The organism is Cupriavidus sp. TMH.W2, from assembly GCF_050847365.1.
In the GTDB taxonomy this organism is placed as follows: domain Bacteria; phylum Pseudomonadota; class Gammaproteobacteria; order Burkholderiales; family Burkholderiaceae; genus Cupriavidus.
In genome coordinates this window covers 259,835-282,672 of the sequence record NZ_CP193795.1, presented here as the reverse complement: position 1 = coordinate 282,672, position 22,838 = coordinate 259,835, and the positions used below count along the sequence as shown (strand labels likewise).

The 22,838-nt window shown below is 57.4% G+C and carries 22 protein-coding genes; 10 read left to right on the top strand and 12 right to left on the bottom strand.

Features of this window, described 5'->3' with window-relative positions; all coding sequences use genetic code 11:
• Positions 1-38: 38 nt before the first annotated feature.
• The 7 genes from traA to ACREYQ_RS33250 all read right to left on the bottom strand — a co-directional run bounded on the left by traA (position 39) and on the right by ACREYQ_RS33250 (position 4,784).
• Positions 39-326: a TraA family conjugative transfer protein gene (traA, locus tag ACREYQ_RS33280; RefSeq protein ID WP_432263214.1), complete on the bottom strand. Its 288-nt coding sequence runs from the start codon at positions 324-326 to the stop codon at positions 39-41.
• A gap of 30 nt (positions 327-356) precedes the next feature.
• Entirely contained in the window at positions 357-1,010 is a 654-nt protein-coding gene (gene traV / locus ACREYQ_RS33275; protein ID WP_432263213.1) for a type IV conjugative transfer system lipoprotein TraV, read from the bottom strand.
• Between the two features lie 21 nt (positions 1,011-1,031).
• Positions 1,032-2,258: a TraB/VirB10 family protein gene (locus ACREYQ_RS33270; protein WP_432263212.1), complete on the bottom strand. Its 1,227-nt coding sequence runs from the start codon at positions 2,256-2,258 to the stop codon at positions 1,032-1,034.
• Between the two features lies 1 nt (position 2,259).
• Positions 2,260-3,108, bottom strand: coding sequence for a conjugal transfer protein TraK (locus ACREYQ_RS33265; protein WP_432263211.1), 849 nt, complete (start codon positions 3,106-3,108; stop codon positions 2,260-2,262).
• Positions 3,105-3,800, bottom strand: coding sequence for a TraE/TraK family type IV conjugative transfer system protein (locus ACREYQ_RS33260; RefSeq protein ID WP_432263210.1), 696 nt, complete (start codon positions 3,798-3,800; stop codon positions 3,105-3,107). The genes ACREYQ_RS33265 and ACREYQ_RS33260 overlap by 4 nt, the downstream gene beginning before the upstream one ends.
• A gap of 79 nt (positions 3,801-3,879) precedes the next feature.
• Positions 3,880-4,164, bottom strand: coding sequence for a type IV conjugative transfer system protein TraL (gene traL / locus ACREYQ_RS33255; protein ID WP_432263209.1), 285 nt, complete (start codon positions 4,162-4,164; stop codon positions 3,880-3,882).
• Entirely contained in the window at positions 4,161-4,784 is a 624-nt protein-coding gene (locus ACREYQ_RS33250) for an OmpA family protein (protein WP_432263208.1), read from the bottom strand. Before ACREYQ_RS33250 ends, traL begins: the two co-directional genes overlap by 4 nt.
• Before the next feature lie 228 nt (positions 4,785-5,012).
• Between ACREYQ_RS33250 and ACREYQ_RS33245 the strand changes: the two genes are divergently transcribed.
• The 4 genes from ACREYQ_RS33245 (at position 5,013) to ACREYQ_RS33230 (ending at position 10,164) form a co-directional block, all read left to right on the top strand.
• Positions 5,013-5,891 carry a hypothetical protein gene (locus ACREYQ_RS33245; RefSeq protein ID WP_432263207.1) on the top strand — a complete coding sequence of 293 codons (879 nt, stop codon included), beginning with the start codon at positions 5,013-5,015 and terminating at the stop codon, positions 5,889-5,891.
• A 150-nt stretch (positions 5,892-6,041) separates the two neighbouring features.
• On the top strand, positions 6,042-7,796 hold the full coding sequence (locus tag ACREYQ_RS33240) for a type IV secretory system conjugative DNA transfer family protein (RefSeq protein ID WP_432263417.1): 1,755 nt from the start codon (positions 6,042-6,044) through the stop codon (positions 7,794-7,796).
• Positions 7,797-7,824: 28 nt separating this feature from the next.
• Positions 7,825-9,237 (top strand): hypothetical protein, encoded by a 1,413-nt coding sequence (locus tag ACREYQ_RS33235; RefSeq protein WP_432263206.1) that lies wholly within the window; start codon positions 7,825-7,827, stop codon positions 9,235-9,237.
• 30 nt (positions 9,238-9,267) lie between these two features.
• The gene (locus tag ACREYQ_RS33230) at positions 9,268-10,164 is read left to right on the top strand and encodes a hypothetical protein (protein WP_432263205.1); all 897 of its coding nucleotides are present in this window, start codon (positions 9,268-9,270) and stop codon (positions 10,162-10,164) included.
• 473 nt (positions 10,165-10,637) lie between these two features.
• Here ACREYQ_RS33230 and ACREYQ_RS33225 read toward each other — a convergent pair whose 3' ends face one another.
• The 4 genes from ACREYQ_RS33225 to ACREYQ_RS33210 all read right to left on the bottom strand — a co-directional run bounded on the left by ACREYQ_RS33225 (position 10,638) and on the right by ACREYQ_RS33210 (position 17,109).
• Positions 10,638-11,186, bottom strand: coding sequence for a YcbK family protein (locus tag ACREYQ_RS33225; protein WP_432263204.1), 549 nt, complete (start codon positions 11,184-11,186; stop codon positions 10,638-10,640).
• On the bottom strand, positions 11,173-13,611 hold the full coding sequence (parC, locus tag ACREYQ_RS33220) for a DNA topoisomerase IV subunit A (protein ID WP_432263203.1): 2,439 nt from the start codon (positions 13,609-13,611) through the stop codon (positions 11,173-11,175). The genes ACREYQ_RS33225 and parC overlap by 14 nt, the downstream gene beginning before the upstream one ends.
• 18 nt (positions 13,612-13,629) lie before the next feature.
• Positions 13,630-15,594 (bottom strand): DNA topoisomerase IV subunit B, encoded by a 1,965-nt coding sequence (locus ACREYQ_RS33215; RefSeq protein ID WP_432263202.1) that lies wholly within the window; start codon positions 15,592-15,594, stop codon positions 13,630-13,632.
• A gap of 456 nt (positions 15,595-16,050) precedes the next feature.
• Entirely contained in the window at positions 16,051-17,109 is a 1,059-nt protein-coding gene (locus tag ACREYQ_RS33210; RefSeq protein WP_432263201.1) for a toprim domain-containing protein, read from the bottom strand.
• A 340-nt stretch (positions 17,110-17,449) separates the two neighbouring features.
• Between ACREYQ_RS33210 and ACREYQ_RS33205 the strand changes: the two genes are divergently transcribed.
• The 6 genes from ACREYQ_RS33205 to ACREYQ_RS33180 all read left to right on the top strand — a co-directional run bounded on the left by ACREYQ_RS33205 (position 17,450) and on the right by ACREYQ_RS33180 (position 22,181).
• A complete protein-coding gene (locus ACREYQ_RS33205) occupies positions 17,450-17,986 on the top strand; it encodes a hypothetical protein (RefSeq protein ID WP_432263200.1) in 537 nt (178 codons plus the stop codon).
• A complete protein-coding gene (locus tag ACREYQ_RS33200; protein WP_432263199.1) occupies positions 17,983-18,909 on the top strand; it encodes a hypothetical protein in 927 nt (308 codons plus the stop codon). The genes ACREYQ_RS33205 and ACREYQ_RS33200 overlap by 4 nt, the downstream gene beginning before the upstream one ends.
• A gap of 25 nt (positions 18,910-18,934) precedes the next feature.
• Positions 18,935-20,392, top strand: coding sequence for a replicative DNA helicase (gene dnaB / locus ACREYQ_RS33195; protein ID WP_432263198.1), 1,458 nt, complete (start codon positions 18,935-18,937; stop codon positions 20,390-20,392).
• 809 nt (positions 20,393-21,201) lie between these two features.
• The gene (locus tag ACREYQ_RS33190) at positions 21,202-21,486 is read left to right on the top strand and encodes a type II toxin-antitoxin system Phd/YefM family antitoxin (RefSeq protein ID WP_432263197.1); all 285 of its coding nucleotides are present in this window, start codon (positions 21,202-21,204) and stop codon (positions 21,484-21,486) included.
• Positions 21,486-21,776, top strand: a complete 291-nt coding sequence (locus tag ACREYQ_RS33185; RefSeq protein ID WP_432263196.1) for a type II toxin-antitoxin system RelE family toxin — start codon at positions 21,486-21,488, stop codon at positions 21,774-21,776. Before ACREYQ_RS33190 ends, ACREYQ_RS33185 begins: the two co-directional genes overlap by 1 nt.
• Before the next feature lie 177 nt (positions 21,777-21,953).
• The gene (locus ACREYQ_RS33180) at positions 21,954-22,181 is read left to right on the top strand and encodes a hypothetical protein (RefSeq protein WP_432263195.1); all 228 of its coding nucleotides are present in this window, start codon (positions 21,954-21,956) and stop codon (positions 22,179-22,181) included.
• Between the two features lie 204 nt (positions 22,182-22,385).
• Here the strand turns inward: ACREYQ_RS33180 and ACREYQ_RS33175 are convergent, their stop codons facing one another.
• A complete protein-coding gene (locus ACREYQ_RS33175; RefSeq protein ID WP_432263194.1) occupies positions 22,386-22,823 on the bottom strand; it encodes a hypothetical protein in 438 nt (145 codons plus the stop codon).
• Between the last annotated feature and the right edge of the window lie 15 nt (positions 22,824-22,838).

Below are 22,838 nucleotides of genomic sequence, written 5' to 3'. Positions count from 1 at the left end.
GGTGCCCCGGGTCGCCCCGGGGTCACCTGGGGCGCCATTTACAGCGTGGCGGTGAACAGGCCTTGCAGAACGCTCGGGCCGAGCGATGCGGACAGAGCGACGGCCACACCAGTCACCACGCTCATAACCGACTGCTTCACCACACCCATGGCCAGGCCGACTGCCAGGGAGCCCAGCGCGAAGGTCGTACCCAGCGAACCGGTCATCCAACCCGTAAGGCGGTCGACGATCTGGTTGAAGGTGCCGTCCGTCGCGGCCGATGCGTCGACGGCGAGAGCCACCGCGACAATGGCGAGGGTCAGCAGGGCTTGCTTGTTGCGCTTCATGAGAAATTTCTCCTAACGTTGAAGGGTGGATCAATCTAGATTGATGTCCGAGGGGGACGGCATGCCGAGCGCCGACACATCCGTTCCCGGATAGGCCTGCCCAACACCAGCCTGCTGCACATCCCCCCCGGGAGTCTTCTGCGCGGCCGGCTTCCCGTTCGGGCGCGACGGATCTTGCGGAACCGGTGCGACCGCGGCGAGTTCGCGGTGAGGAACAACCATCCCTTTGCCGGCAAATTCGGTTTTGCCGAATGACCAGCGACGTGGTTGCACCTCGGTATAGAGGTAGGACGGGTAATGCAGGTCGTCCTTGCTATCGATCCATGGCGCAATCCAGATGCGCATCACCTGAGCTGGCGTGCGCACGGGACGGGCCATCGAGGATGAAGTGGAGGTTTGCCCTGGCACGCCGGCAGATACTTTCGTGGCGAGCTCAGGGCGAGCAACGTTTCCCTGGTCATCTCCTGCCTGAACGCCGACAGACTTGCTGCCGAACGGAAGATCACTGTCGGTCGGGCGCGGCATCTGATTCGTCGACTTGTAGACGGCCATCGGCGTCTTGCAGATGATCCCTTGAGGCATGCCTGGGCACGAAAACGTGTCGTTGTCGGCGGTGTTGAGCATCGAAGAGCAACCTGTCGCCAGTAGGGGCAACATGGCAGCGATGAATGCGCGCTTATTCATGGCGGATTCCCTTGTTCCTGTTTATTTGAGTTCGACGCCCTTGATCAGGACGACGGTCAGCTTCCGGCCGGCGTCGATTTCGACAACCGGAGTCATTTGCTTGGCCATTTCGAGGAAGAACTGGCTGGTCATGTTCGCTGCGGTTGAAAAGCCCTTTGCCACCCCCGTTTCGCCGATGGACTGAAGCGTCGCGTGCTGGGTGCTGATCGTGCTATTGCCACCGGTGCTCAAATCCAGACGCGGCACCTGTTGAGGAGTGAGTGCAGTGGCAAAACCGCTCAGCACGCCGGCAGCCAACGACTTCGCGATCAACTGGCCTTGCTTCGATACCAGGCGGCCACGAGCACCGACTCGTCCGTCCTCGCCAACCACGTAACCATCGACCTTTGCTTCCAGTACCTTCCCGCCCTCGCCTACGCATGACAGCGTTTCTGTTCGAAGTTGTGCCCGTTCGCTCGACAAGACGCCGAAGCCCGATACCAGAACGAAGCATTCCTTGACATCGTGGTTGTACTGATTGGGCAAGATTGCGTCGGTCTTGATTCGCATGACCGCAGGCACCGGATTCTTCTGGGCGACAGAACTTGTCGGCGCATCCATACCGTTCAGGAGAACAGCTTCAAACATCGAGCCAGCAGTCAGGTACGCAGCCGGAGTGGTGTCCTGCTTCGTCTGGACCTTGGCAACTTGCTGGGTGCTGGTCGTCACGCGAAGGTGCGGCTTCTCTGGTTGAGCTGCCGGCGCCGGGGCTTCGTCACCACCACTCTTTCCTCCCTCCGTCGGCAATGGCAATGGGTCGTTGAGAGACGGCTTCTTGCTACCGGTTGCGCGGGAAGTTTCCAGAGAATCAACGCGAGCCTTCATCGCCATCAACTCCTTCAACATGTCGGCATTGACACCGGTGTCGGGGTGATTTGACGAAGACTGCATCTCGTCGATCTTCTTGAGCAGGGCCGCCTTATCGTCGTTGCTCCTGTCCAACTCGCCCTTGAGTTTTGCGACCTGGTCATTGGTCGCTTTGTTGGCAGCGGCAAGCTGTTCAGCCGTTTGATCCTTCGGCTTCGGCAGCAACATGTTGCTTACCGACGGTGCAGCCTCCTGCTTGCGCGGCTTGTTACCTGGGTGGATGAAGATCGAACCAATGGCGACTAACCCTGCAAAGAGACCGCCAATTGCGATGGCAGTGCGTGTCTTTGGGGGAAGATCGAGCCACTTCCTCTTTAGCGAATCTTTGAAGTTCTGCGCCATGTCAGTTGCTCTCCGTCTTGTCCGACACGACGAAGACTTCGGTCGACTCTCCTTTGCGCAGGGAAGCATTCGGGAAGAAGGCGACCGCGCGAACCCCATCCGAATAGAACGCCCCTTCATCGAGCTCGACGTTGTCCACTACGGCCTCAATGCGATAGCGGAAGATGTCGTAGTTGGGACCGGAATAGCGGGTCTGGGGATAGGCGATCACCTGCCCCATACGAGCGACAGACCTCGGCAGCGCCCCCTCGCTGAATCCTTGAGGCACCTTGCCAATGGCGATCTGGCGCAGTGTGTACCGCAAGCGGTCTGTATAGACGTTGCTGTCCGGTGCCGGGTCGCCGTCGGCATTGGTGGCGGCCAGCGGCTTGTCGAGTTGCAGAGTGATCGTCTGCGCCGGCAGATTCTTTGGCACCAACGTCAGGGATATGACCGGATCGTTTGGCTTGTCCCCCGTTACATACAACGCGACAGGTTTGTCGGACTTCATGGTCACGTAGAGCGACTGGCCTTCCGCTTGCACATCTGCGTCGGCTGACTGGTTGTCGATCGACTTGGGGTTGGTGAACGGAGTTGCAATGCGGTTCGGCAGAATCGCCGAGACATTGATCACTTCGGTGCGGTCGGAGCTGACGCGAACAGGTTTCGCGCGAAACACATCCGGGTCGCCCGGCATCGTTCCGAGCCCAGGCATCGGCTGCGCTGGGACCTTGCGAACCCGCTTCGCAGCAGCTTCGGCGAGTTGCGATTGGGCGGACGCCGGCTGCTTGCTTGGCACTGGCGGGAGTTGTTCTTGGGCGAGAGCGGGCAGCGCAAAAAGCGCGATAGCGGCGAATGCAATGCGCTTCATTGCGCAACCTCCGAAGTGGGTTGAGACGACTGGGCGGCCTGGTTACGTGCAGCAGCATTGGCTGCTTCCACCTGCCGCTTCTGGATCTCCAGGGTCTTGCTTGGGTTCTTTTCGAGCCAGCTCAGCGTGCGCGGTTCGGCACCGTCGTAGTGGTCCATGGACGCAATCCACGGGCGGCCGTTTTCCATGATGATCTTCATTTCGATGACCACTGATTTGGTTTCGCGCGCACTGATCGTTTGTGTGGTCATCTGGCCGATCACAAAGACTTTCTGGGTCTCCTTCTCGGAGACAACCTGTGAGGCTTCAAACCGAACGGAACCGCCGTTACTGTTGAACACCGGGTCCTGAGCAAGCGCGAGTATTTGCTGCCGAACGTTCTGATAGATCCGCGGGGTGAGAAGCTGCGAAAGCCGGTCAGCGACGAAGTTGACGTTCTTCGGCGTCACGTTCGCGGCCAGAGTGGCCACATACATGCCGATGCTCTCCAGGTACTCCGTGTCGGCCGTGTTCCATCCGACCGATACCGCCTTGTCAAGGTAGGGAGGCACCAGGCGGGTCGTTTCGTGCTGGGAGAAGTTGTTGACCAACGACACAGACAGAAGCGTCGCCAGAATCACGTTCGAGAGAACCATCGTGGCGGCCAGCGTGTTGGCCCCCTCCCATGAGGTGGTCAGCAAAGGCAGTTTCATTTGTTCTCCAAATTCGAGGAGAGAAGCGATACATCACACGTACCAATAAGACTTGGTTGTGACAAATGGCGCTTTCCGATTAGTAGAAGAAATCTCGCTTCGAGGAGTCGGGGTATTGCTTGTTCAGCCCCAGAAATCCGGCCCAATAGCAGAGGTGATACAAGATTCCCTCGAGGGCGCCATTCTTGAAGCGTTTGAAGGCCTTCACTGCCGCGATGCCCATCCCCATGCTGACCAGAGTGAAGTACCCCCCAAGCGAAATCCCGGCGGCCAGACATCCGATGAAAATGATTGCCTCATCGAGTTCCCAGAAGAACAACTGAGGTTGATTGTCGATATAGCGAGGAATATCGATCTCGGTCATTGGGACCCCTCCTGCACACTCAGGATCACGTCCACAACGGCACGTCGGTTCTTGGTCCCGTCGCCAGCTACTACTGGCTCTCGCTTGCCGTGGCCTTCAGTGCTGACGCGATACTTGTCCACGCCTTTGCCAACTAGGTAGCGGCTAACTGCAAGCGCACGTCTTTCCGAAAGGTGTTGGTTGAACTTGGTCGTACCGACTTCGTCGGCATGCCCGACGACCTTGATCTGTGTGGACTGACGTAGTGCCGTATCGAGCACTTGTTCAAGTGGAGCCCAGGAAGTCGGTGTTGCCTTGCTGAACGGGAAATGGAGGAGCACTCGTTTGTGGCGTGCTTCGTCAGCGTCTGCTCGCAACTGCGCCTCCTCGGAAGCCAAACGGGCCTCTTCATCGGGCATCAAAACGCGTGGACGCGAGGGCTCCAGGACTAGCCACATGGCGGTCTCACGCTTCAGTTGGAAGTCTCGGGTGGGATCGGCAAGCACGTGAGCCCGATGCTGCGGCTCGATCGCAACGCCGTCGTTCTGAGGAACGACGATCTGGTGCGCGTCTACGGCCCAGGCCTGCGAAGCGAGGCCAACCATCGCAACGACAAGGACGGGTTTGAGGAATCGGGTCATCACGATACTCGAAATTGGTTTTGAGAAGGCTAACACGTAACGATAAGGAGTACAACACATCCGTATCGGATTGCAAACACGCAGACTCGTCGCCTATAATTATAACGACGTGTTACGTATTGGCAAGTCTTCTTCCGGTATTCCGGCCTTGGGCACCAACCTTATCCATGGCTGTAGCGCATATCCCTTCGCAAGGAAATCTCTGCGTAAGTCATAGGAGGTCGATGAATGAGTGAACAAGGCAACAAGGACGGCGAAAGCCAGCGCACATCCAGCGCTCCAATGAAGCCTATTGGCGAGGGGTGTGCATCTGTGTGGGACAAGGTCTTCAACACCGACCCCGCGTACACGAAGGACTTCAAAGTAAGAGGCGGCTTCTCTGGGACAGCAATCACCCCGATCTACCTTGCTATGAAGGCCACCAAGATTTTCGGGCCGATGGGGATTGGTTGGGGTGTCGAAATCCTTCAGGAGGACTTTCTGGACGGCGCACCGCTTGGATGGGACCCAAATGGCAACTTCTGGGGGCGCGAGCAGATTCATCGCTTGCGCGTGAGGCTCTGGTACAAGCTGAAGAACGATAAGGGTGAGATCGAGAAGGGTGAGATCGAGCACTTCGGTCAGACCACGTTCGTAGGAAAGACTCGCGACGGCATCTTCACCGACGAGGAGGCTCCCAAAAAGAGCCTTACGGACGGGATGTCGAAGTGCTTGTCACTGCTGGGCTTCGGCGCAGACGTGCACATGAACCTCTTCAGCGATGTGAAGTACATGGAGGGATTGCATGCCATGTACGGTGAATCGGGGGACGATCCACCTCTGACGCCTAACCCGCCGACCGGAGCCCGGAGCATGGGCTCCACTCCCTCGAGGCACCAGAGTAACACCCAAGGGCAACAGGACGAAAAGCCATTGTCTGATCGATACAACCAACTGAAGTCGCGGCTCGACAACGAAAGTCAGCCGATCGCAGATGTTGCCGTTGCGCGACAGACGGTCGAGCAAGATGCCCAACTGTCCCAAATCGAGAGGGCTCTCCTCTTGACGCACAAGCGCCTCAAGCTGCCCGAGCATGCCGGTCAGTCAGGCGATGGCGTCTTCCTTTAACTAACTCAGCCCCGGTCGCTTCATTGCGATTCGGGGCTTTTTTGCTGGGCAGAGGCGGATGCAACCCCGACCGATCATGAGTCAAGGCAGCACCGTCAACGCCAGCGGTTCTTTGGAGCTTTGGAGGTCATCGAAGTGAGCATTGCTCAGATGTATCGGACGAAGATTGGCGGGTCGATGGATACGCTTGCCTTGAGTTCAATGGGGGCCGGAGCGCTGCTGTCGTCGCCGTACTTCTCAAGCGTACCCGGTGCGCTCCCTATGGCCCTTGGCGCTGCGGGAGGCGCATACCTGGGCAATCGGCTGTTTGACTTTTGGCGCCAGCAGAACGTCCTGGAGTCGAAGATCAACATCCAGTCTGCTGCGGATTTGACGCGACCGGACGGTTTGCTGGTTGGATACACGACTGACACTGCCCAGCCGATGTATATCCCGGACGAAGACTTGATGCGCCACGGGTTCATTGGCGGGCAGTCAGGGGTCGGCAAGACGGTGCTCGGCAAGCTGCTCATGTTTCAGCAGATCCAGCGCGGTGGTGGCCTGGCGTTTATCGATGGAAAGATGAATGCCGAAGACATCGAGACGATCTATCAGTACTGCTGCTGGTGCGGCCGGGAACAGGATCTGCTGATTCTGAACCCGGGCGACCCGGATATGAGCAATACGTACAATCCGATTCTTCGCGGCGATCCTGACGAAATTGCGGCACGCGCCCTGTCGCTCATCCCGTCGACAGAGAACAACCCCGGCGCGGACCACTACAAGCAGAGCGCAAACCAGGGGATCTCAACTCTCGTTGCGGCGTTGCAGGCTGCCGGCCTGGCGTACAACTTCATCGATTTCACGATCTTGCTGATGAACCACAAGGCAATCGAGGAGTTGGAGACGCGACTAAAGAAGACACAGCCGCACCACGACGCAACCAAGAATCTCTCGCTGTTTCTCGAGCAGTACAAGGGCGGAGGTAAGCCTGGGTCTGGTCTTGAGAACATGGTTGACATCAAGAGGATGAAGGAGACATTCGGCGGCATCGGCGGCCGGATGTACATGTTCGGTACCGGCAACTTTGGGAAAGTGCTGAACACCTATACACCGGACATTGACCTGTTCGACGCGATCAAGGGCAACAAGATCATCTACGTTGCCCTTCCGACGATGGGCAAGAATGAGGCGGCGTCCAACTTCGGGAAGATGTTCCTCGGCGATCTCCGTACGGCGATCTCTTGGGTACAGGCACTGCCGGAGAGTCAACGGCCAAATCCCCCCTTCCTGGTGTTCATGGATGAGCTCGGAAGTTACGCAGTTGCATCTCTGGCACGGCCCTTCGAGCAGGCACGCTCCGCCCATATCGCGCTATTTCCCGCTGCACAAACGCTGGCCAACCTTGAGGTGGTATCGCCCGACTTCAAGGAAATGGTCATCGGTAACACGTGGACCAAGATCATTTTCAAGATCGGTTCACAAGCTACAGCGGAAGAGTTCGCGGAACTGATCGGGATGCAGACGGGCATCGCTAAGTCGCTCAGCGCAACTCAGAACCAGAGCACCAATAGTCCAATGCTCAATATGACACCAGAAGGCGGTTCCGGCGCCGGTGCTGGCATGTCGGAAGGAGAGCGCGAACAAGAAGAATACAAGGTCTCGCCAGACGATCTCAAAGCGCTGAGCAAGGGGGAATGCATCGTGATGTATGGCGGAGACACGATCTTCAATCTGCGGGTGCCGATGATCTCGATCGACAAGAAACTCCAAAAGGACATCGGCCGGGTACGCATTAATCACTTTCGCCAACCGTCGGTGGAAGGTGCGGACTTCTTCAAGAACAGCGACAAGTATCTCGGTGGCAGCAGCGTTCCTACCGGCGGGCGGAAGCGGGATTTCGCCCAGGAACTCGCCAACGAGTAAGTCATCATCCCAGACGCAAGGACATTTCATGGAAATCAAATCAAATCAGTCCGAAGTTCCTTTGGCGGAGGTACTCGCGGCCGCATGCCCGGAGGGGATTCGATTCGGCATGGCCCAGAATGGAGGGCGTGAGCCATTACTGGTTCATAACGAGGATCTCCTTCGGCACGTGCTGGTGATCGATCCGAATGAAACGGGCAAGAATGCACTGCTCGATTGCGCACTTGCACAGCAAGTGACCCGTGGTGGCGGGGTCATTGTCATAGACTCAGGACGTGACAACCGCACTATCGACTCGCTAGCCCGGTTCTCGCGCACCTTTGGCCGGGAGAGCGACCTCCTGGTGATCAATCCGTTCAACCCCGGGGTTAGCAACACTTACAACCTCATCCTGTCAGGTGCTCCGGAAGTGGTCGCATCACAGGCGATGACGACGATCCCCAAGGGTGATAGCAACCCGGGTGCCGACGACTATGGGAAGCACGCCCACCATGGATTGACTGTCCTGGTCGCGGCGATTAGGAGAGTGGGTCTGGCTTATAGCCTTCTGGATCTGGCTATGTTCATTCTCAAGCCAAACGCGATGATGGAGCTGCTCTTATCACTCGAAGATTCGTTCCCTGACAGCCCTGAGGCATCTGACCTCAGCGAACTTCTTGATAGGTACCGCGGTAGTGATGGAGACATCAGCCACGCCAGGCTGAAAGAGAACTTTGGCGGTATAGCTGGCCGGCTGTATATGCTGGGAACCGGCAAACTTGGGCAGATCCTGAACACCTATTCGCCGGAAGTGGATCTCTACACCGCAATACGGGAGAACCGCTTGGTATATATCGCCGCTCCGGGTACGGCTGACCACCTTGTCGCAGCAGCGGTCCGACAGATGATCTGCATCGACCTCCAGGAGGCACTGACAAAGAGCCTAGCTGTCGAGAAAGATTCTCGAAGTGAGGATGTCCCCTTCATGTTGGTTTTTGGCGACGCGAATGTCAGCGACTTTCCCGGCCTTGGTGGAATTCTCTCGCGGGCTCGCAGCGCCAGGGTATCAACATGGTTGTGTGCACGATCCCTGAACGAGATGGAAGCCGTGGGAAGCGACCTCCGTGAATGGGCAATCGGTGGCACCTGGAACAAGGCGATCTTCGATCCCGCTGGCAGCGGGATTGCCGCATTCTTCCCGGAGTATGCCGGTGATCTTGCCGGATGCTCGCAGGCCGAACAGGACTCGGCGCAACTTGCAATCAGGCCGGCGGAACTCGAGACGATTCACCCGCAGGAGTTTGTGCTTCTTCAGGGCGCTTCCTCGATACGGAGAGGCGTGGCTATCGCCATTGAGCGGTCGGTCGATCCAGCAGAGAAGTTCACGCGTTCATCTGTAATCCGCACCTACAACAAACAACCAGACGGCGCAGACATCTTTACTCGGACGAGTGTGGTGTAAGGCCTGCCATATAAGATGAGGAGCTCACAAATGAGTGATATGTTGACCAAAATGGGAGAGGCGAATGATCTCGTCGGACTTGATGGTGTTTCTGGTGATCGGGGGGATCTGTCTGACCCTGCTGATGTGCATAGCTGGCTTGAGAGCTTTGATTGCGCCGATCTTTTCCAAGGTCTTGACACCTTCGATCTTGGCGATTCTGACGGCGACCGCGAAGTGGCTGTTGTGGGGAATGAAGAAGCTGTGGGACTCGCACGCCCTTTTAGTGAAGAACTTGCTCTCGCCGCACTCAGTAGTGTTTCCAACACTGGAACAGCCCAAAGGCGGAAAAAAGAAGACCACCTGAGGAACCTCACCGAGGAGGACTTCGAGGCTGGGATGGAGCGATTGAGCTTCCAGATCATCAAGGCAAACGTCGAGGCCCTTTTTGACAAGAAGCGAAAGCCTTCAGATCATGTCAAGGCAGCACAATGGGTCTTCGGGCGGACCATGGGCGAGGTGAACTTCGAGCGCTGTTGCGAGACATTGAGCACGCGCAAGGACGTGTTGCGCTTGCGGATTCACTACGAGTTCTGGAGGCGCTGGTATGTTTTCCCGACGGAATTTCCCTTCTTGATCGATCCGGTACCGGATGCAGTTGAAGGAGAGATCTACATCGTTGCTGGTGATGAGGGGTATGACCTTGCTCGCGCTGCCTGGCTCCAACCGGGCATCCGCTCGGCTGCGCTGCTTGACGAGGCCTCAGGCGGCGAGAATATTGACCGGTACAGGCGTGCGCTTGAGTTGCTGGCGGAGCGCTACCTGATTTCCCAGCAAGCTGACTCGTGGTATCTCACCGGACGGAACCCGATGCTTAGGGCAATCGACCTCTCCGCGTCTCCGTATCGTCCGCTGACCAACCAGATCTCCTGGTCGAAGATGTTCTGATTCAGACGATTAGCCCACTCGAGCCACCCCATAACCCGGGTGGCTTTTTTTTTTTTGGTTTGTCACTGGGGCGCGAGTACGATGCCGGCGTCGATCAAGTCTGACTGGATTTCGTTTGTCATCGACGAAGACACTGCTGTGCATACACGATGAAGGCATCGATCCTCGGTGAAGGATCACACGCTTCATCACACGAGCAGCAGCTATGGCTCCGCAGCCGTCCGTGTGGGTGGAGGTCTTCTGGGGGGCTGAAAAAAAAAGCCAGCCTCAATTGAGGCTGGGCGGGGAAGCAGCCGTCTCAGGGGTCAGGTGGAGAGAGGCCGAAGGGAGGGAACAGTCACGATCCCAACTGCTACTGCACAGCAAGCCGATCAAAAGTGATCAGCTAGTTGTGTAATACTACCGGAATCATATCGATACAGCAAGAGTATAGGAGCGAGATTTTTTCCAGATGGTCCGTATCTGGGCGCGATTCACCCGCGCCACGTCCTGAGGTCACCATCGTCGACGTGGACAAAGCCGCTTGCTGGATAGAAGCCCACGCCTCCCCCTTGGAGCCGCTGTGCAATTCGACCCATGTCACTGACAGGGACGTTGGGGAAGTAGATGTCGCCGGCCCCACCACGCATGTGACGCGAGTCGCCGACACCGCCTACCGCCTCATTTGTACGCCTCGTACGATAGCCAGAGTTCACAACGATCACCCGTTGCTGCCCGTTAATCTCGTACCAGCCTTGCATCCCTCGGAGAATGTCAAAGAGCACAGGACTCATCAATTCGTCCTTGTTGGCTTGCACGTCGCGCATCAGGCGGCAGATTGCTTTATATCCCGACCAGTGCAGCTTTCCCTGGAAGAAATAGACTTCATTGACTTCTTCCCACACACCTTTGCGTACTTCCCGCGTCAACCACAGGCGGCGAGGCCGATCCCAGAAATCGTTGTGCATACCAGCGAAAAGTGGCTCGGTGCACGCCGCCAGAACCCCACCAGTGGTGAGGCGAAGAAAATCACGCCTGTCCACGACCCGCCTCCCCATCGAATCCCGTAGGCTTTGCCTTTCCGGGCAGTTGGCAACCTTTCCGTGCGCGGTGCAGCCGATATTTGTCGAGCCCATGTCCGGCGAGCTCTACTGGTTTGCCGGATGCTGTAGTGATGGTGCATGCCATTCCATCACCAACGTGAACGGCGACGAGGGTCTCCTTGCCTTCGAGCTCCATGAGTTTGACGCCCTTCCCCTTTGGCATGTGCTTCACCTCGGAGACTGGGAACAGCAGCAGGCGGCCGCCGCTGCAAACAGCAGAGACAGTAGTACCTGCTATCTTCGTCGGTAAATGCATCAACTCATCTCGATCCAGACTCATGAACGCCTTACCCGCCTTCTGCCGCGTCAGCAAATCGGCGGCCGTGCACACATAGCCATAGCCGCCGGTGGAGGAAACCAGGTAACTTGCCGCCTGATCGAGCGAGATCACATGCACGAGCCGTCCCCCGGCCTGGATCTCGACTAGTGACGTAAGGGGAACGCCATCGCCCCGTCCAGTGGGAACCATGGAAGCGGAGACGTTATAGCAGCGTCCGTTTGTATCGAATACGGCGAGGGTTTGAGATGTGCGCGTCTCGATCGTCACCAGCAACTCGTCGCCTGCCTTAAACGTCAGGGTCGAGAGGTCAGCCCCATGGCCAGTACGAGCTCGGAACCAGCCTGCGCGCGAAACGATGATTGTTACTGGATCGTCCGACGCCGGGGCCACAGCTCCGGAAGTGATTCTTTCCGCGACTTCTATGAGCGTTCGGCGATCGTCGCCATATTTGGTCCTGTCCGCATCCAACTCCTTGACGATCTGGTCGGTCATTGCCGAGTGATCCGACAACAGGGTTTGGAGGTGGGCCTGCTCGTCGCGAAGTTGGGCGAGTTCACTCTCAATCTTGATGCCTTCGAGGCGAGCGAGTTGGCGCAGGCGAATCTCAAGGATATCTTCAGCTTGGGTCTCGGATAGCCCGAATGCCTTGATCAATTGTTGCTTCGGCTCGTCCGACTCCCGAATCACCTTGATCACGTGATCGATATTCAGGAAGGCGATCATCCGGCCATCAAGGATGTGGATACGGCGCTCCACTTCAAAAAGGCGGCGTTGCGAGCGGCGTGTTACCGTCTGGTAGCGGAATGCAACCCACTCTTTCAGGACCTGAACCACGCCTTTCTGTTGCGGCTTACCGTCAAGACCAATCGTCACAAGGTTGACGGAGTTATTGCACTCGAGGCTCGTATGGGCGAGCAAGACGGTCATCAACTCGTCAGGAGTTTGACGCGAGGAGCGCGGCTCAAAGATCATCCGTACGGGGTGGTCCTTATCAGAGTCGTCACGAACCCGATCGAGGACGGAAAGGAACAGGGCTTTCATGTTTCCCTGCTCTTGCGTGAGCGCCTTCTTGCCTGCCTTGATCTTCGGGTTCGTGTATTCCTCGATTTCCTCCAGGACCTTTTGCGTCGACACGCCTGGCGGCAATTCGGTAACGGCGACCTGCCATTGACCACGGGCAAGCTGCTCGACAACCCAACGCGCCCTCACCCGGACACTCCCGCGGCCAACGGAGTAGACCTTATGAATGTCCTCCATGCTGGAGATGATTTGAGCACCACCGGGATAGTCAGGACCGGGGAGGATGGACATGACCTCGTCGAAGGAGGCATCGGGCCGGCGGATCAAAAGAGCACAGGCGTCCGCGACCTCTCGGAGGTTGTGGCTGGGGATGTCCGTTGCCATCCCGACAGCAATGCCTGATGCACCGTTCAGAAGGAGCACGGGCAAACGAGCGGGCAACAGAGTCGGTTCCTGGAACGCCCCGTCGTAGTTGGGTTGGTAGTCGACGGTTCCCTTGTCGATCTCGCCCAGAAGAATATCGGCAAAGGGCGTCAGTCGTGCTTCCGTGTAGCGCATAGCCGCAGCACCGTCTCCATCGCGGGAGCCGAAGTTGCCTTGACCGTCAACAAGTGGGTAGCGCAATGAGAAATCTTGCGCCATGCGTACCATAGCGTCGTAGATCGAGGAGTCACCATGTGGGTGCAGCCGGCCCATCACGTCGCCAACCACACGGGCAGACTTCACTGGCTTGGAGCGATCGTCGAGCCCCATCTCCTTCATGATTGTGAGGATGCGTCGCTGAACCGGCTTCTGGCCATCTTCCACATTCGGAAGTGCGCGTCCTTTGACGACGCTCATCGCATAGTCAAGATATGCCCTTTCAGCCCATGCAGCGATGGGGACTCTTCCATCATGCATCTCGTTGATCTCAACGGAATGTGATGGCGGTGGTGTGTTGACGCCGCCAGCCACTTTTTCCGGAGAGAGAGCGTCCTCGGTTAGGCCATCGTATTTTGGAGGCGTATCGGCGTCGTCGAGCACTGCAAAGAGGTCGCCGGTCGAATGATCGTTTGCTTCGGTCATGGTCTTTTCTCTCGGTACTTAGACATCCAGCTCGGCCAGATCACCTTTTGTTTCCAGCCATGTGCGGCGCGATCCGGCCTCACCCTTGCCCATCAACAGGTGGAAGGCCCTGACCGTTTCTTCCAGGGCACCGTCGGGAATCCCGACTTGCAACATGCGGCGGGTGTCCGGATGCATGGTCGTTTCGCGTAGTTGCTCCGGATTCATCTCACCCAGGCCTTTGAATCGCGCAATAGTGATTGACGAATCGCGGACGCCTTCCGCGGCGAGCTGTTTGAGCACAGATGATCGTTCAGCCTCGTCGAGGCAGTAGATCTTGCGCGCCGGCCGGCCCTTGCCCTGCGCGCTCACGTCGACGCGGAACAAGGGCGGCTGGGCGATATAGATGTAGCCGCCGTCCACCAGGGCCGGAAAGTGGGTAAAGAAGAGTGTCAGGAGCAACGTCTGAATGTGTGATCCGTCAACGTCGGCGTCAGTGAGCAGCGAGATTTTCCCGTAACGCAGCCCGGACAGATCGACCTCTGCGCCGCGCTCGTGCGGATCGACTCCGATGGCAACTGAGATGTCATGGACTTCGTTGTTGGCGAACAGTTGATCACGAGCAGTATCGAACGTATTCAACACCTTGCCCCGTAGCGGCAGGATGGCCTGGTACTCGCGATCACGAGCTTGCTTGGCGCTGCCGCCGGCGGAGTCGCCCTCCACCAGGAAGAGTTCGTTGCGGCCGATATCGGTGGATTCGCAATCTGTGAGTTTGCCGGGCAGCGTGGCGACACCGGAAGACTTCCGTTTCTCCACCACCTTCCCTTGCTTGGCTCGGGCGGTGGCATGCCGGATAGCCAGTTCCGCAATCTTCTTGGCGGCATCGGGATGGTCGATCAACCAGTGGTCAAACGGGTCGCGCACGACAGACGACAGCAATCGGACAACCTCGCGGCTGGTCAGTTTGTCCTTTGTCTGGCCCTGGAATTGGGTATGAGTTACAGAGGCGGAAAGCACGAACTGGGCGTGAGACCAAACGTCTTCGGCCTGGAGCGTAATGCCCCGCGGGAGCATCGCATGGTGTTCGCAGTAGGCTTTGAGCGCCTCAAAGAGCCCTGCACGCAGTCCAGCCTCGTGAGTCCCTCCCAAAGGCGTCGGAATCAGGTTGACATAGGATTCACCCTTGCCCGATTCAGCAGTCCAGGCGACCGCCCACTTCCCGCCGTCACCCTCGATAATTGAGTCCGAACTCTCGGTCACATACCCTTGACTGGTGAAAACTTCACCGACCAGATCGAGGTGGGCGATGCGATCGGCAAGGTAGGCGCCAATGCCGTCCTTGTAGCACCAGCTCTTCTCATCTCCGCTGTCCTCATTTCTGAAGTTGACGTTGACACCAGGCATGAGCATTGCTTTGGAGCGAAGCAGCTCCTCGAACTCGCCGAGAGGAATGTTCGGTGAATCGAAGTACTTTGGATTGGGCCATGCTCTGACGCGAGTGCCGGACGTGCGAGGACCGCACTCACCGACTTCTGCAACTGGAGATATCTCGCGATCGCCATCGAGGAAATGAACGCGATGGATCTTTCCATCCCGCTTGACCTCAACCTCCACCTTAGTTGACAAAGCGTTGGTGACCGCAACACCAACGCCGTGCAGACCGCCGGATCGCTGATAGGAATTGCCCTTGCGGAATTTCGCTCCGGCATGCAGCTTCGTGTACGCAAGCACGACAACAGGGATCTGCTTGATTGGATGCAGACCGACGGGGATGCCGCGTCCGTTATCTGCTACGGAGACCGAGTGGTCCTTGTGAACGATCACGTCGATTCGCGATGCGTGCCCGTTCTGGGCCTCATCAGCCGCGTTGTCGAGCACTTCCTGAATGATGTGAAGGGGGTTCTTCGTGCGGGTGTACATGCCCGGCACTTGGCGGACAGGCTCGAGGCCCTCCAGCACATCAAAGTCAGACTCGTCGTAGACCTTGCTTTCCTGCGTCATCCTGTAGCCCCGTATCGAATGGAAACTACCAGTATTCTAACGCGTAAGCATAATGCGAACAATGTGGACAGACAAGCTAAAGGGCATGAAGTCCGGTTGGTGAAAGTGCTCACGGTCCCGGGACCGGATTTGTCGGGGGCTGGTGGTTCTTGGGGGAAAGTGACGTGATCGACAGGTGTGCCGACGGCCTATCGGTGCACCGGGGGGCCGATAAAGGAGTCCAGGGCGCAGAACAATGTCGCCCGGGCTGAGGCGGCTAAGGTCGACCACGCCTGGTGTGGGGCCGGGCGCGATGCCTTGGAAATCGTAGACACCATGCTCGAGTCTGATCCAGGCGCAGATCAGTGAGTCGAGGAATGACCCAATGATCGGTCCAAGCTCGCACGGACGTTCGCGGATGTATTTTGAGTGTCAATGTGCAAAAAAATAGCCCGGCAGGGTGCCGGGCTTGGGTGGTTACATGAGACCGAGTTTCTGCTTCAGCTGCTCATTAAGATCCTTCGCTCCGGTTGGCAGTTTGTATGAGCCAATCGGCCCGCCAACTGCCGCCTCCAGCACGGGGCGAAGTTTCTCAAACGCAGTGCGTCCAGCATCATCGTCGTCCAAAGCGGTCAGGACATCCGCTCCACGAAAACTAGCAAACCATTCCGGTCGCCAGTTCTCGCAGCCAGGTAGCCCCATGACGCTCCGCTTTGTTCCGAGCGCGACAGCAGAGAGCAGGTCAATGCAGCCCTCGGTGATCAGGATTCTCATCCTGGAATCACCCAGCCATCCCCACGGAGCGATCGTTCCATAACGCAGTGACTTGACCTCATCCGGTCGAGACTCGCGCAAGTAACGAAACTCCGCCGCCTTCTTGTTGTTCGAGACGAACACCAATGGGCGGAATGCTGCGGCTGGCGCCTTCGATCCTTCCTTCCACAAGCCCGCCCTAAACATCAGGTCGTAGCCAATGCGGTCGAGAAGAAACTCCTTCGCTTCCTTCGGGTTTGAAGGCAGCGTCAGAACGATGCCCTTCTTGCAGGCGGTACGAGTGATGTCGGGCGAAATTCCGCGCCCGGCAAGGTACTCTATACCGTCCCGCGTTGGCTCAGGCAGCGCAGCGACCAGTCTGGAGAAGACTTCAGCAAGGGCCAAGTCGTCTCGCTGAATAGCAGGCTTTGGCTGGGGCCGATTGTACGAATTCAGAATATCTGCATCCGCACCAACCAGCTCAAGCGCAGCCTCAACGAGAGACTTCCCCCAATACAACGCAGCGGCCTCAATCACGTCTCCGTGCTCGTTGCACGCGAAGCACTTCCACCTCTCATCCTTTACGCTGACCTTCACCGAATCCTTCGACGATGCGCCGCACTCAGGATTCGGGCAGACCGAGTATCGGATCGTGCCGCTCATTTGTTTGGGGCTTCCACCCAGCAGGTGCTCAAAGAACCAGTCGACCGGAACTTTGTTGCGCACCTCTGAGAAATCTACGGATCGTCTCTGTCTGTCCGAATTTGTATTGTTGTGACTCATCGCGATGCTCCTGATGAAAACCTTGGTGACCGGTGATGCTTCACGCGGACATGTAAGGTTGATCAGATCGAGACCGCGGTGAGAAAGGCGGCTCACTTGCGCACCCTCCCCCCATCCGTTCGCCAGGCAACTGCCAAGGGCAAAAAAACAGGTATGCCAAGGCTAGGCCATCACTCAGCGCCCACGGCGTCACCGTTTGGCTATTGGCAGTTGGATGGCTCATCCACAAACGCAGTGCGATTCTGGTCGATTGCTTGCCATATCTGGTTGTTGCGAGTAAATTATTGCGACGTGTTATGTAGGATGCTGATACACGACAAGTAAAAACAAGGGAACAGTCATGAAGTCACTCGATCAACTCGCCAAGGAGCTGTACGAAGAGTACGGCGACTTTATGAAAACGACCGAGGTTGCGCGTAGGCTCAGGAGTCATCCGAACACAGTCAAGTTGATATCTGAGCAGCGGCTTCCTCGGCGTCGCCGGCGCGGAAGGGGTGGATGCGTGTTCCTGACCGAAAACGTGGCCAAGTACATTCTTGAGTATCACTATCCGCACGTGACTTCGACTGACAACCGTCTTGTGTCGGCTGTCATGGAGGGTAGTCCAACCCCGGTCGGAGACACGACGGCCGAGCGGATTCGGCTCGCGGGAAAGGATGCAGCCAAACTGCTGCTTGCGCTTTCACGTGAATACAAGTCCCTGCCCTTCGAGGGCGATGTCGCGCTCCACAAACTTGGCGTACCACCGGATCAAGGGGAGCCTCTGCTGAACACCCTTGCAAACAACGCGCTGCTGCACGTTGATGTGCTGGGCTTTTATACGATACATCCTGAGACCAGGAAGGATCTCGGTGCAAAAGAAGGAGGCTTGCAGTGAAAGCCGCCGCCTCCGTTAAATCCCCCGCATTCCAGTTCTATGCGCGCGACTTCCTCTCGGACGAGAACGTTGCGGTCATGACCAATCAGGCCCTCGGCGCCTATATTCGGCTGATGTGTTACGCATGGCTGGAAGGCTCCATTCCTGCCGAGCTACAGAAGCTTGCGAGGTTGACGGGTGAATCATTGGTCGATATGGAGCGCCTGTGGCCAGAAATCGTTGCGTGCTTTGATCCGCATCCGGACATGCCTGGTCGCCTGGTGCAGGCCCGGTTGGAGCGCGAGAGGGAGAAGCAGGCGACGAATCGAGAAGTTCGCTCTGCTGCTGGAAAGCTTGGCGCGGATCGTAGGTGGAACAGTGACTTAGGCTATGAATCGCAACGAGAAGATGGCCGTGCCAGTTCCGAGGCATTGGCAAGTGGTGGCCTTGCATCTGCAGTTGCATCTGCAACTGCAACTGCTGTCGTAGGAGTACATACCTCCGGTATGTGTGTCGACGGCAATGCCGCCGACGGGATGAACGGTGCATTGTTCGATGACCAGCTAGACCCAGAAGGCGGCCGGCCACCTCCCTCTCCGGTACATGTTCCGCCCTGCCCGCAACAGGACATCATCGCCCTATACCACGATCTTTTGCCTACAAATCCTCGCGCACTCACGTGGGGCAAGGATCGCGAAGCGCTGCTGCGGTCGAGATGGCGGGAGATGGCCGTATGCAAGAACCAGCAACTCGGGCCGGGATACACATCCACCGAACAGGGGATGGCTTGGTGGCGCAGCTTTCTCATGCACTGCGGGAAATCCCACTTCTTGACCGGTAGGGTTCCGCCCAAGGGAGACTCGCCGCAGTTTGTCGCAAGTCTCGAGTGGATCGTGCGGCCGAAGAACTTCGCCAAGATCCTTGAGGGCAACTATCACCGTTGATTGCCGCGGCCGTGGAGAGATGTAGATGCGTGAAAACCAAGTGCCCCAAAGCGTCGAATCGGAGTGCGCCGTTCTCGGCTCCCTCCTGCTGACTGGGGGAGGAAGTTTCGACAAAGTGGCTGACATCCTGGTGGATGGTGACTTCTTCTACCGTAGCCACCAGACTCTGTATCGCGTCATTGGGACTCTTGTGCAGACGGGCAGGCCGGCCGATGTCGTGACAGTCACGGCACGACTGGAATCGCTTGGTGTGCTCAAAGAGACCGGCGGACGCGAGTACCTTGAGGAAATCGTTCGTGGGACGCCGTCAGCCGCCAACGCTCGTCGCTACGCGGAGATCATCGTTGAACGGCGGATGAAGCGTCAACTGATCAATGCCGCCCGGCGGATGGAAGAACTCGCTTACGAGGCGGGGGACGTGCGCGAACAGATGGACGCCGCACAAAGCCTGGTAATGCATCTTGCCGAAGGATCGAGCGTCGAAGACGAACCGAAGTCGATGTCGGAAGTGGTCAGAGGCACAGTGGAGTGGATAGACGAGCGATACCACGCGAACTCTCCGCTTACGGGAACCTCGTGGGGCTACAAGATGCTCGACGAGAAAACATCGGGACTCCAAGGCGGAGATTTGATCATCATCGCTGGTCGACCCGCTATGGGAAAAAGTGCACTGGCGATGAACGTTGCTGAAAACGTCAGCATGGGAATCTCATCTCTGACGGACGCCCATGGCATGCCGATTTCCGCCGCCGGCATACCGACCCTCGTTTTCACACTGGAGATGAGCAATCTGCAACTTGGCCTACGCTCATTGGCCAGCGCGGGGAAGATCGATCTGAACACCCTGCGTACACCAACACGCCTCCAGGATGCCAGCGACTGGTCAAAGTTGACAGTAGCCGTCGGCAAACTTCACGACTCGAAGATGTTCATCGATGAGACACCTGGAATTTCGATTGCGAAGATGCATGCCAAGGCGCGTCGCTTCAAGCGCAAACACGGTTTGGGCCTAATCGTTGTCGACTACCTACAACTGATGTCTGGTTCAGAGTCTGCTGCGCGCCGTGGGCGTGTTGACGAGATATCGGAAATTACACGTGGCCTGAAACTCATGGCTAAGGATCTTCAAGTGCCCGTGATCGCGCTGTCGCAACTCTCCCGGAAAGTTGAGGAGCGATCGAACAAGCGCCCGTTGATGGCTGACCTGCGCGAATCGGGAAGTATCGAACAGGATGCCGACATCATCATCTTCATGTATCGCGACGACTACTACAATCCGGACTCCCAGTACAAGGGTGTCGCTGAGGCGATCATCGCCAAACAACGAATGGGTGAGACCGGCACCGTCGGGCTTGAGTTCGTTGGATCGCAGTCCCACTTCAAGGATTTTTTCGGCCGGCTACCATCCGGAGACGGAGAGGCAGCGCCGACCAAGCAGTTTGTTGGGTCTCGCGGAGGCTTTTCCTATCGGGCGGATGCCTAAGGCTTCATTTTCGTAGTGTCGTCGGGCGAGCTGGCTTGCTGCGCGCTGTTCCACTGCCGCGATGGACAGAAGGCGCGGACTTTCTACGACAACGTTCCCCAGGGCAACCTCCACTGGAAGATCTCGCTCGACAAAAAGCCAGGTGGCGCTGTTTGCGAAGCCCTACTTGACGCTGGTCGATATGCGCGCCCGGGATGAGTTGTCCGGCACCGGCAAGCGGCTCCAGACGTTCTTCCCAAGCCTTAACCCATCCCCGACAAGCTCCGCAGCCTTGAGAGGAGTTTCTCGTTCAAGCTGGTCTTGGGAGAAGGAGGATAGGCTCGTCGAGGTAGCCCGGCCGGCAGTCGCTCAAAACGACTAATGGCGAACTCAAAATGACTAATTTTTGGCGAGCTCGCCACTCAAAATGACTAATGAGGTACTCACGCTTCTCCCGGTTTTGCTCAATCTGACTAATGAAATTGCTCAAAATGACTAATCGGCATGTTCCGAAATCGTCATATGAAACAGATGGTTGCAGCTCTTATCCACAGACGCTAACCGGTTTTTAACCGCTTTTAACCAAAAGAGAAGCGCGCCCAAGGGCGCGGGTCTACCCCTCCCCCTCGCCCAAAACCCTTCTAAAGTCCGAGCCACGTGCCAGACTCTCCAGGAATGTGGCGGCTCGTTGGCAGCCACAGCGGTCCGCATCCTTCTGGGTAGGGGGAGTTCTGCGTATCTGGCCACGACCAGCGCTGCCGTGAGCCAATAGTTGCAATCCGATCTAAGTAGCATTAAAATGACGATCATAGTCAAATAGGAGTCGTATCATGTTGCTCGATCGCGCCGACCAGGCCATCTCTTCAACCGAGCTTCAGAAGAACACCCGTGTGTTGCTGGATCGCATCGCCACCGGCGAGCAGGACCGCTATGTCGTGATCCGTGACAACCGGCCGACGGCCGTGCTGCTACCAACCGACCGGTACGAGTCCCTGATGGCCGAACTCGAGGATCTCCGTATCGAGGCCGTCGCCCGCGAGCGGCTGGCCACGTTGGATAGCACCAAGACCATCTCCCACGCTGACATGCAGGCTCGAATCGGAGCCCGCGGCTGATGGCCTGGACAGTTAGCTATCACCCAGAGGTCGAACACGACCTGCTCAGCCTGGGCAGGACCGAGGCGAGGGCAATCCTCAAGGTCATTGAAGAGCGAATCGCGAACGGCGAGCCCGACAAGCTCGGCAAGCCGCTCGCCGGCCAGCTCACTGGATGCCGGCGCATTCGGACCGGGCAGACGCGTATCGTCTACCGGGTCGACGGCGAGCGCATCGAGGTGCTGATTATTGCCGTCGGCATGCGTAGGGACAACGAGATCTACGACGCTGCATCCAGTCGAGTCGACTGAATGCGAGTCGGTCACCTCGAAGTGCTGTCAGGGGCCAGGCCAGTAGCATACGAAGCAAGAAGAATGGCCGTCGTTGACCATTTTTACTTTAACTATACTCATAACGAGTATGTTGCAACTAAGATATCTGGTGGTGGAATGCCGCATTGGGGTGTCAATACGCATAGGAGTGGAAATATGGAATACCGTTGCGCCGTTTTTGCCTCGGCTGCAGAGCGAAATGAAACCTGCCGGAGCGATCTCGAAGAGGTGCCGCACAACGTCGTAGTCGATCGAGGTTTGGGTCAGTCGGAAACTGTTCGGGTGGTTGCGCCGGATGAGCAATTGGCTGTCGATCTCGTGAATGCGATGAACGACCAGGCGTATGCATCTCTATCCCGCGTCGAGGAGCCTGAGCGGGGCTGACCGAGTTTTGTCTCGGCTGAAGAGGGTCACGTTATGTTTCTGTGATGCTCATACCCGGATGCCAGGCACGATCCAGAGCGGATGAACAAGTTGAGCTGAAATGCTTGCGGCACGACTGTGAGGGGACGCCCTCGGATTGTTAAGGAAGGCAGAGCCCCTCGGTGACCCCGGGGGGCTCTGCCTTTGTGCCGGCAGAGATTGATTTCAGGCCGCGGCCTTGGAGAGCGCCATATAGGCGGCGGGGAATCGCGTGGGGAACGAGGCTAGCGCCGTTAGCGAGTACCGCGCCTCGTCATGCTCTCCAGACTCGATGTCTTCCTTGTCAATGCCAATCGTCGAGAAAGGCTGCCCATCCGCAGTGTAAATCTCTGCGTCTCCCGAGTCGTAGGTGAAGTGCTCGTGCGAACAATGGAAGAGCACCAGCACCAAGTCGCCAACGCGGGCCGCCGCGGGAGCATACGATGCAAAGCGTTCGATGTCTGCGTTAGGGCTCTCGCCATGTGCGCACCAGTATTCGTGGTCATCACGTACTCGCACCCAGGGCATTCCGAAGCCGACCTTGGGGTCATGCCAAGATACGGACAATCCGCTATCACAAGCCTTTTGGTTATATAGATTGCGACCTTTATTCCTGTGCTGCATAAGCGGTGGCTAGAT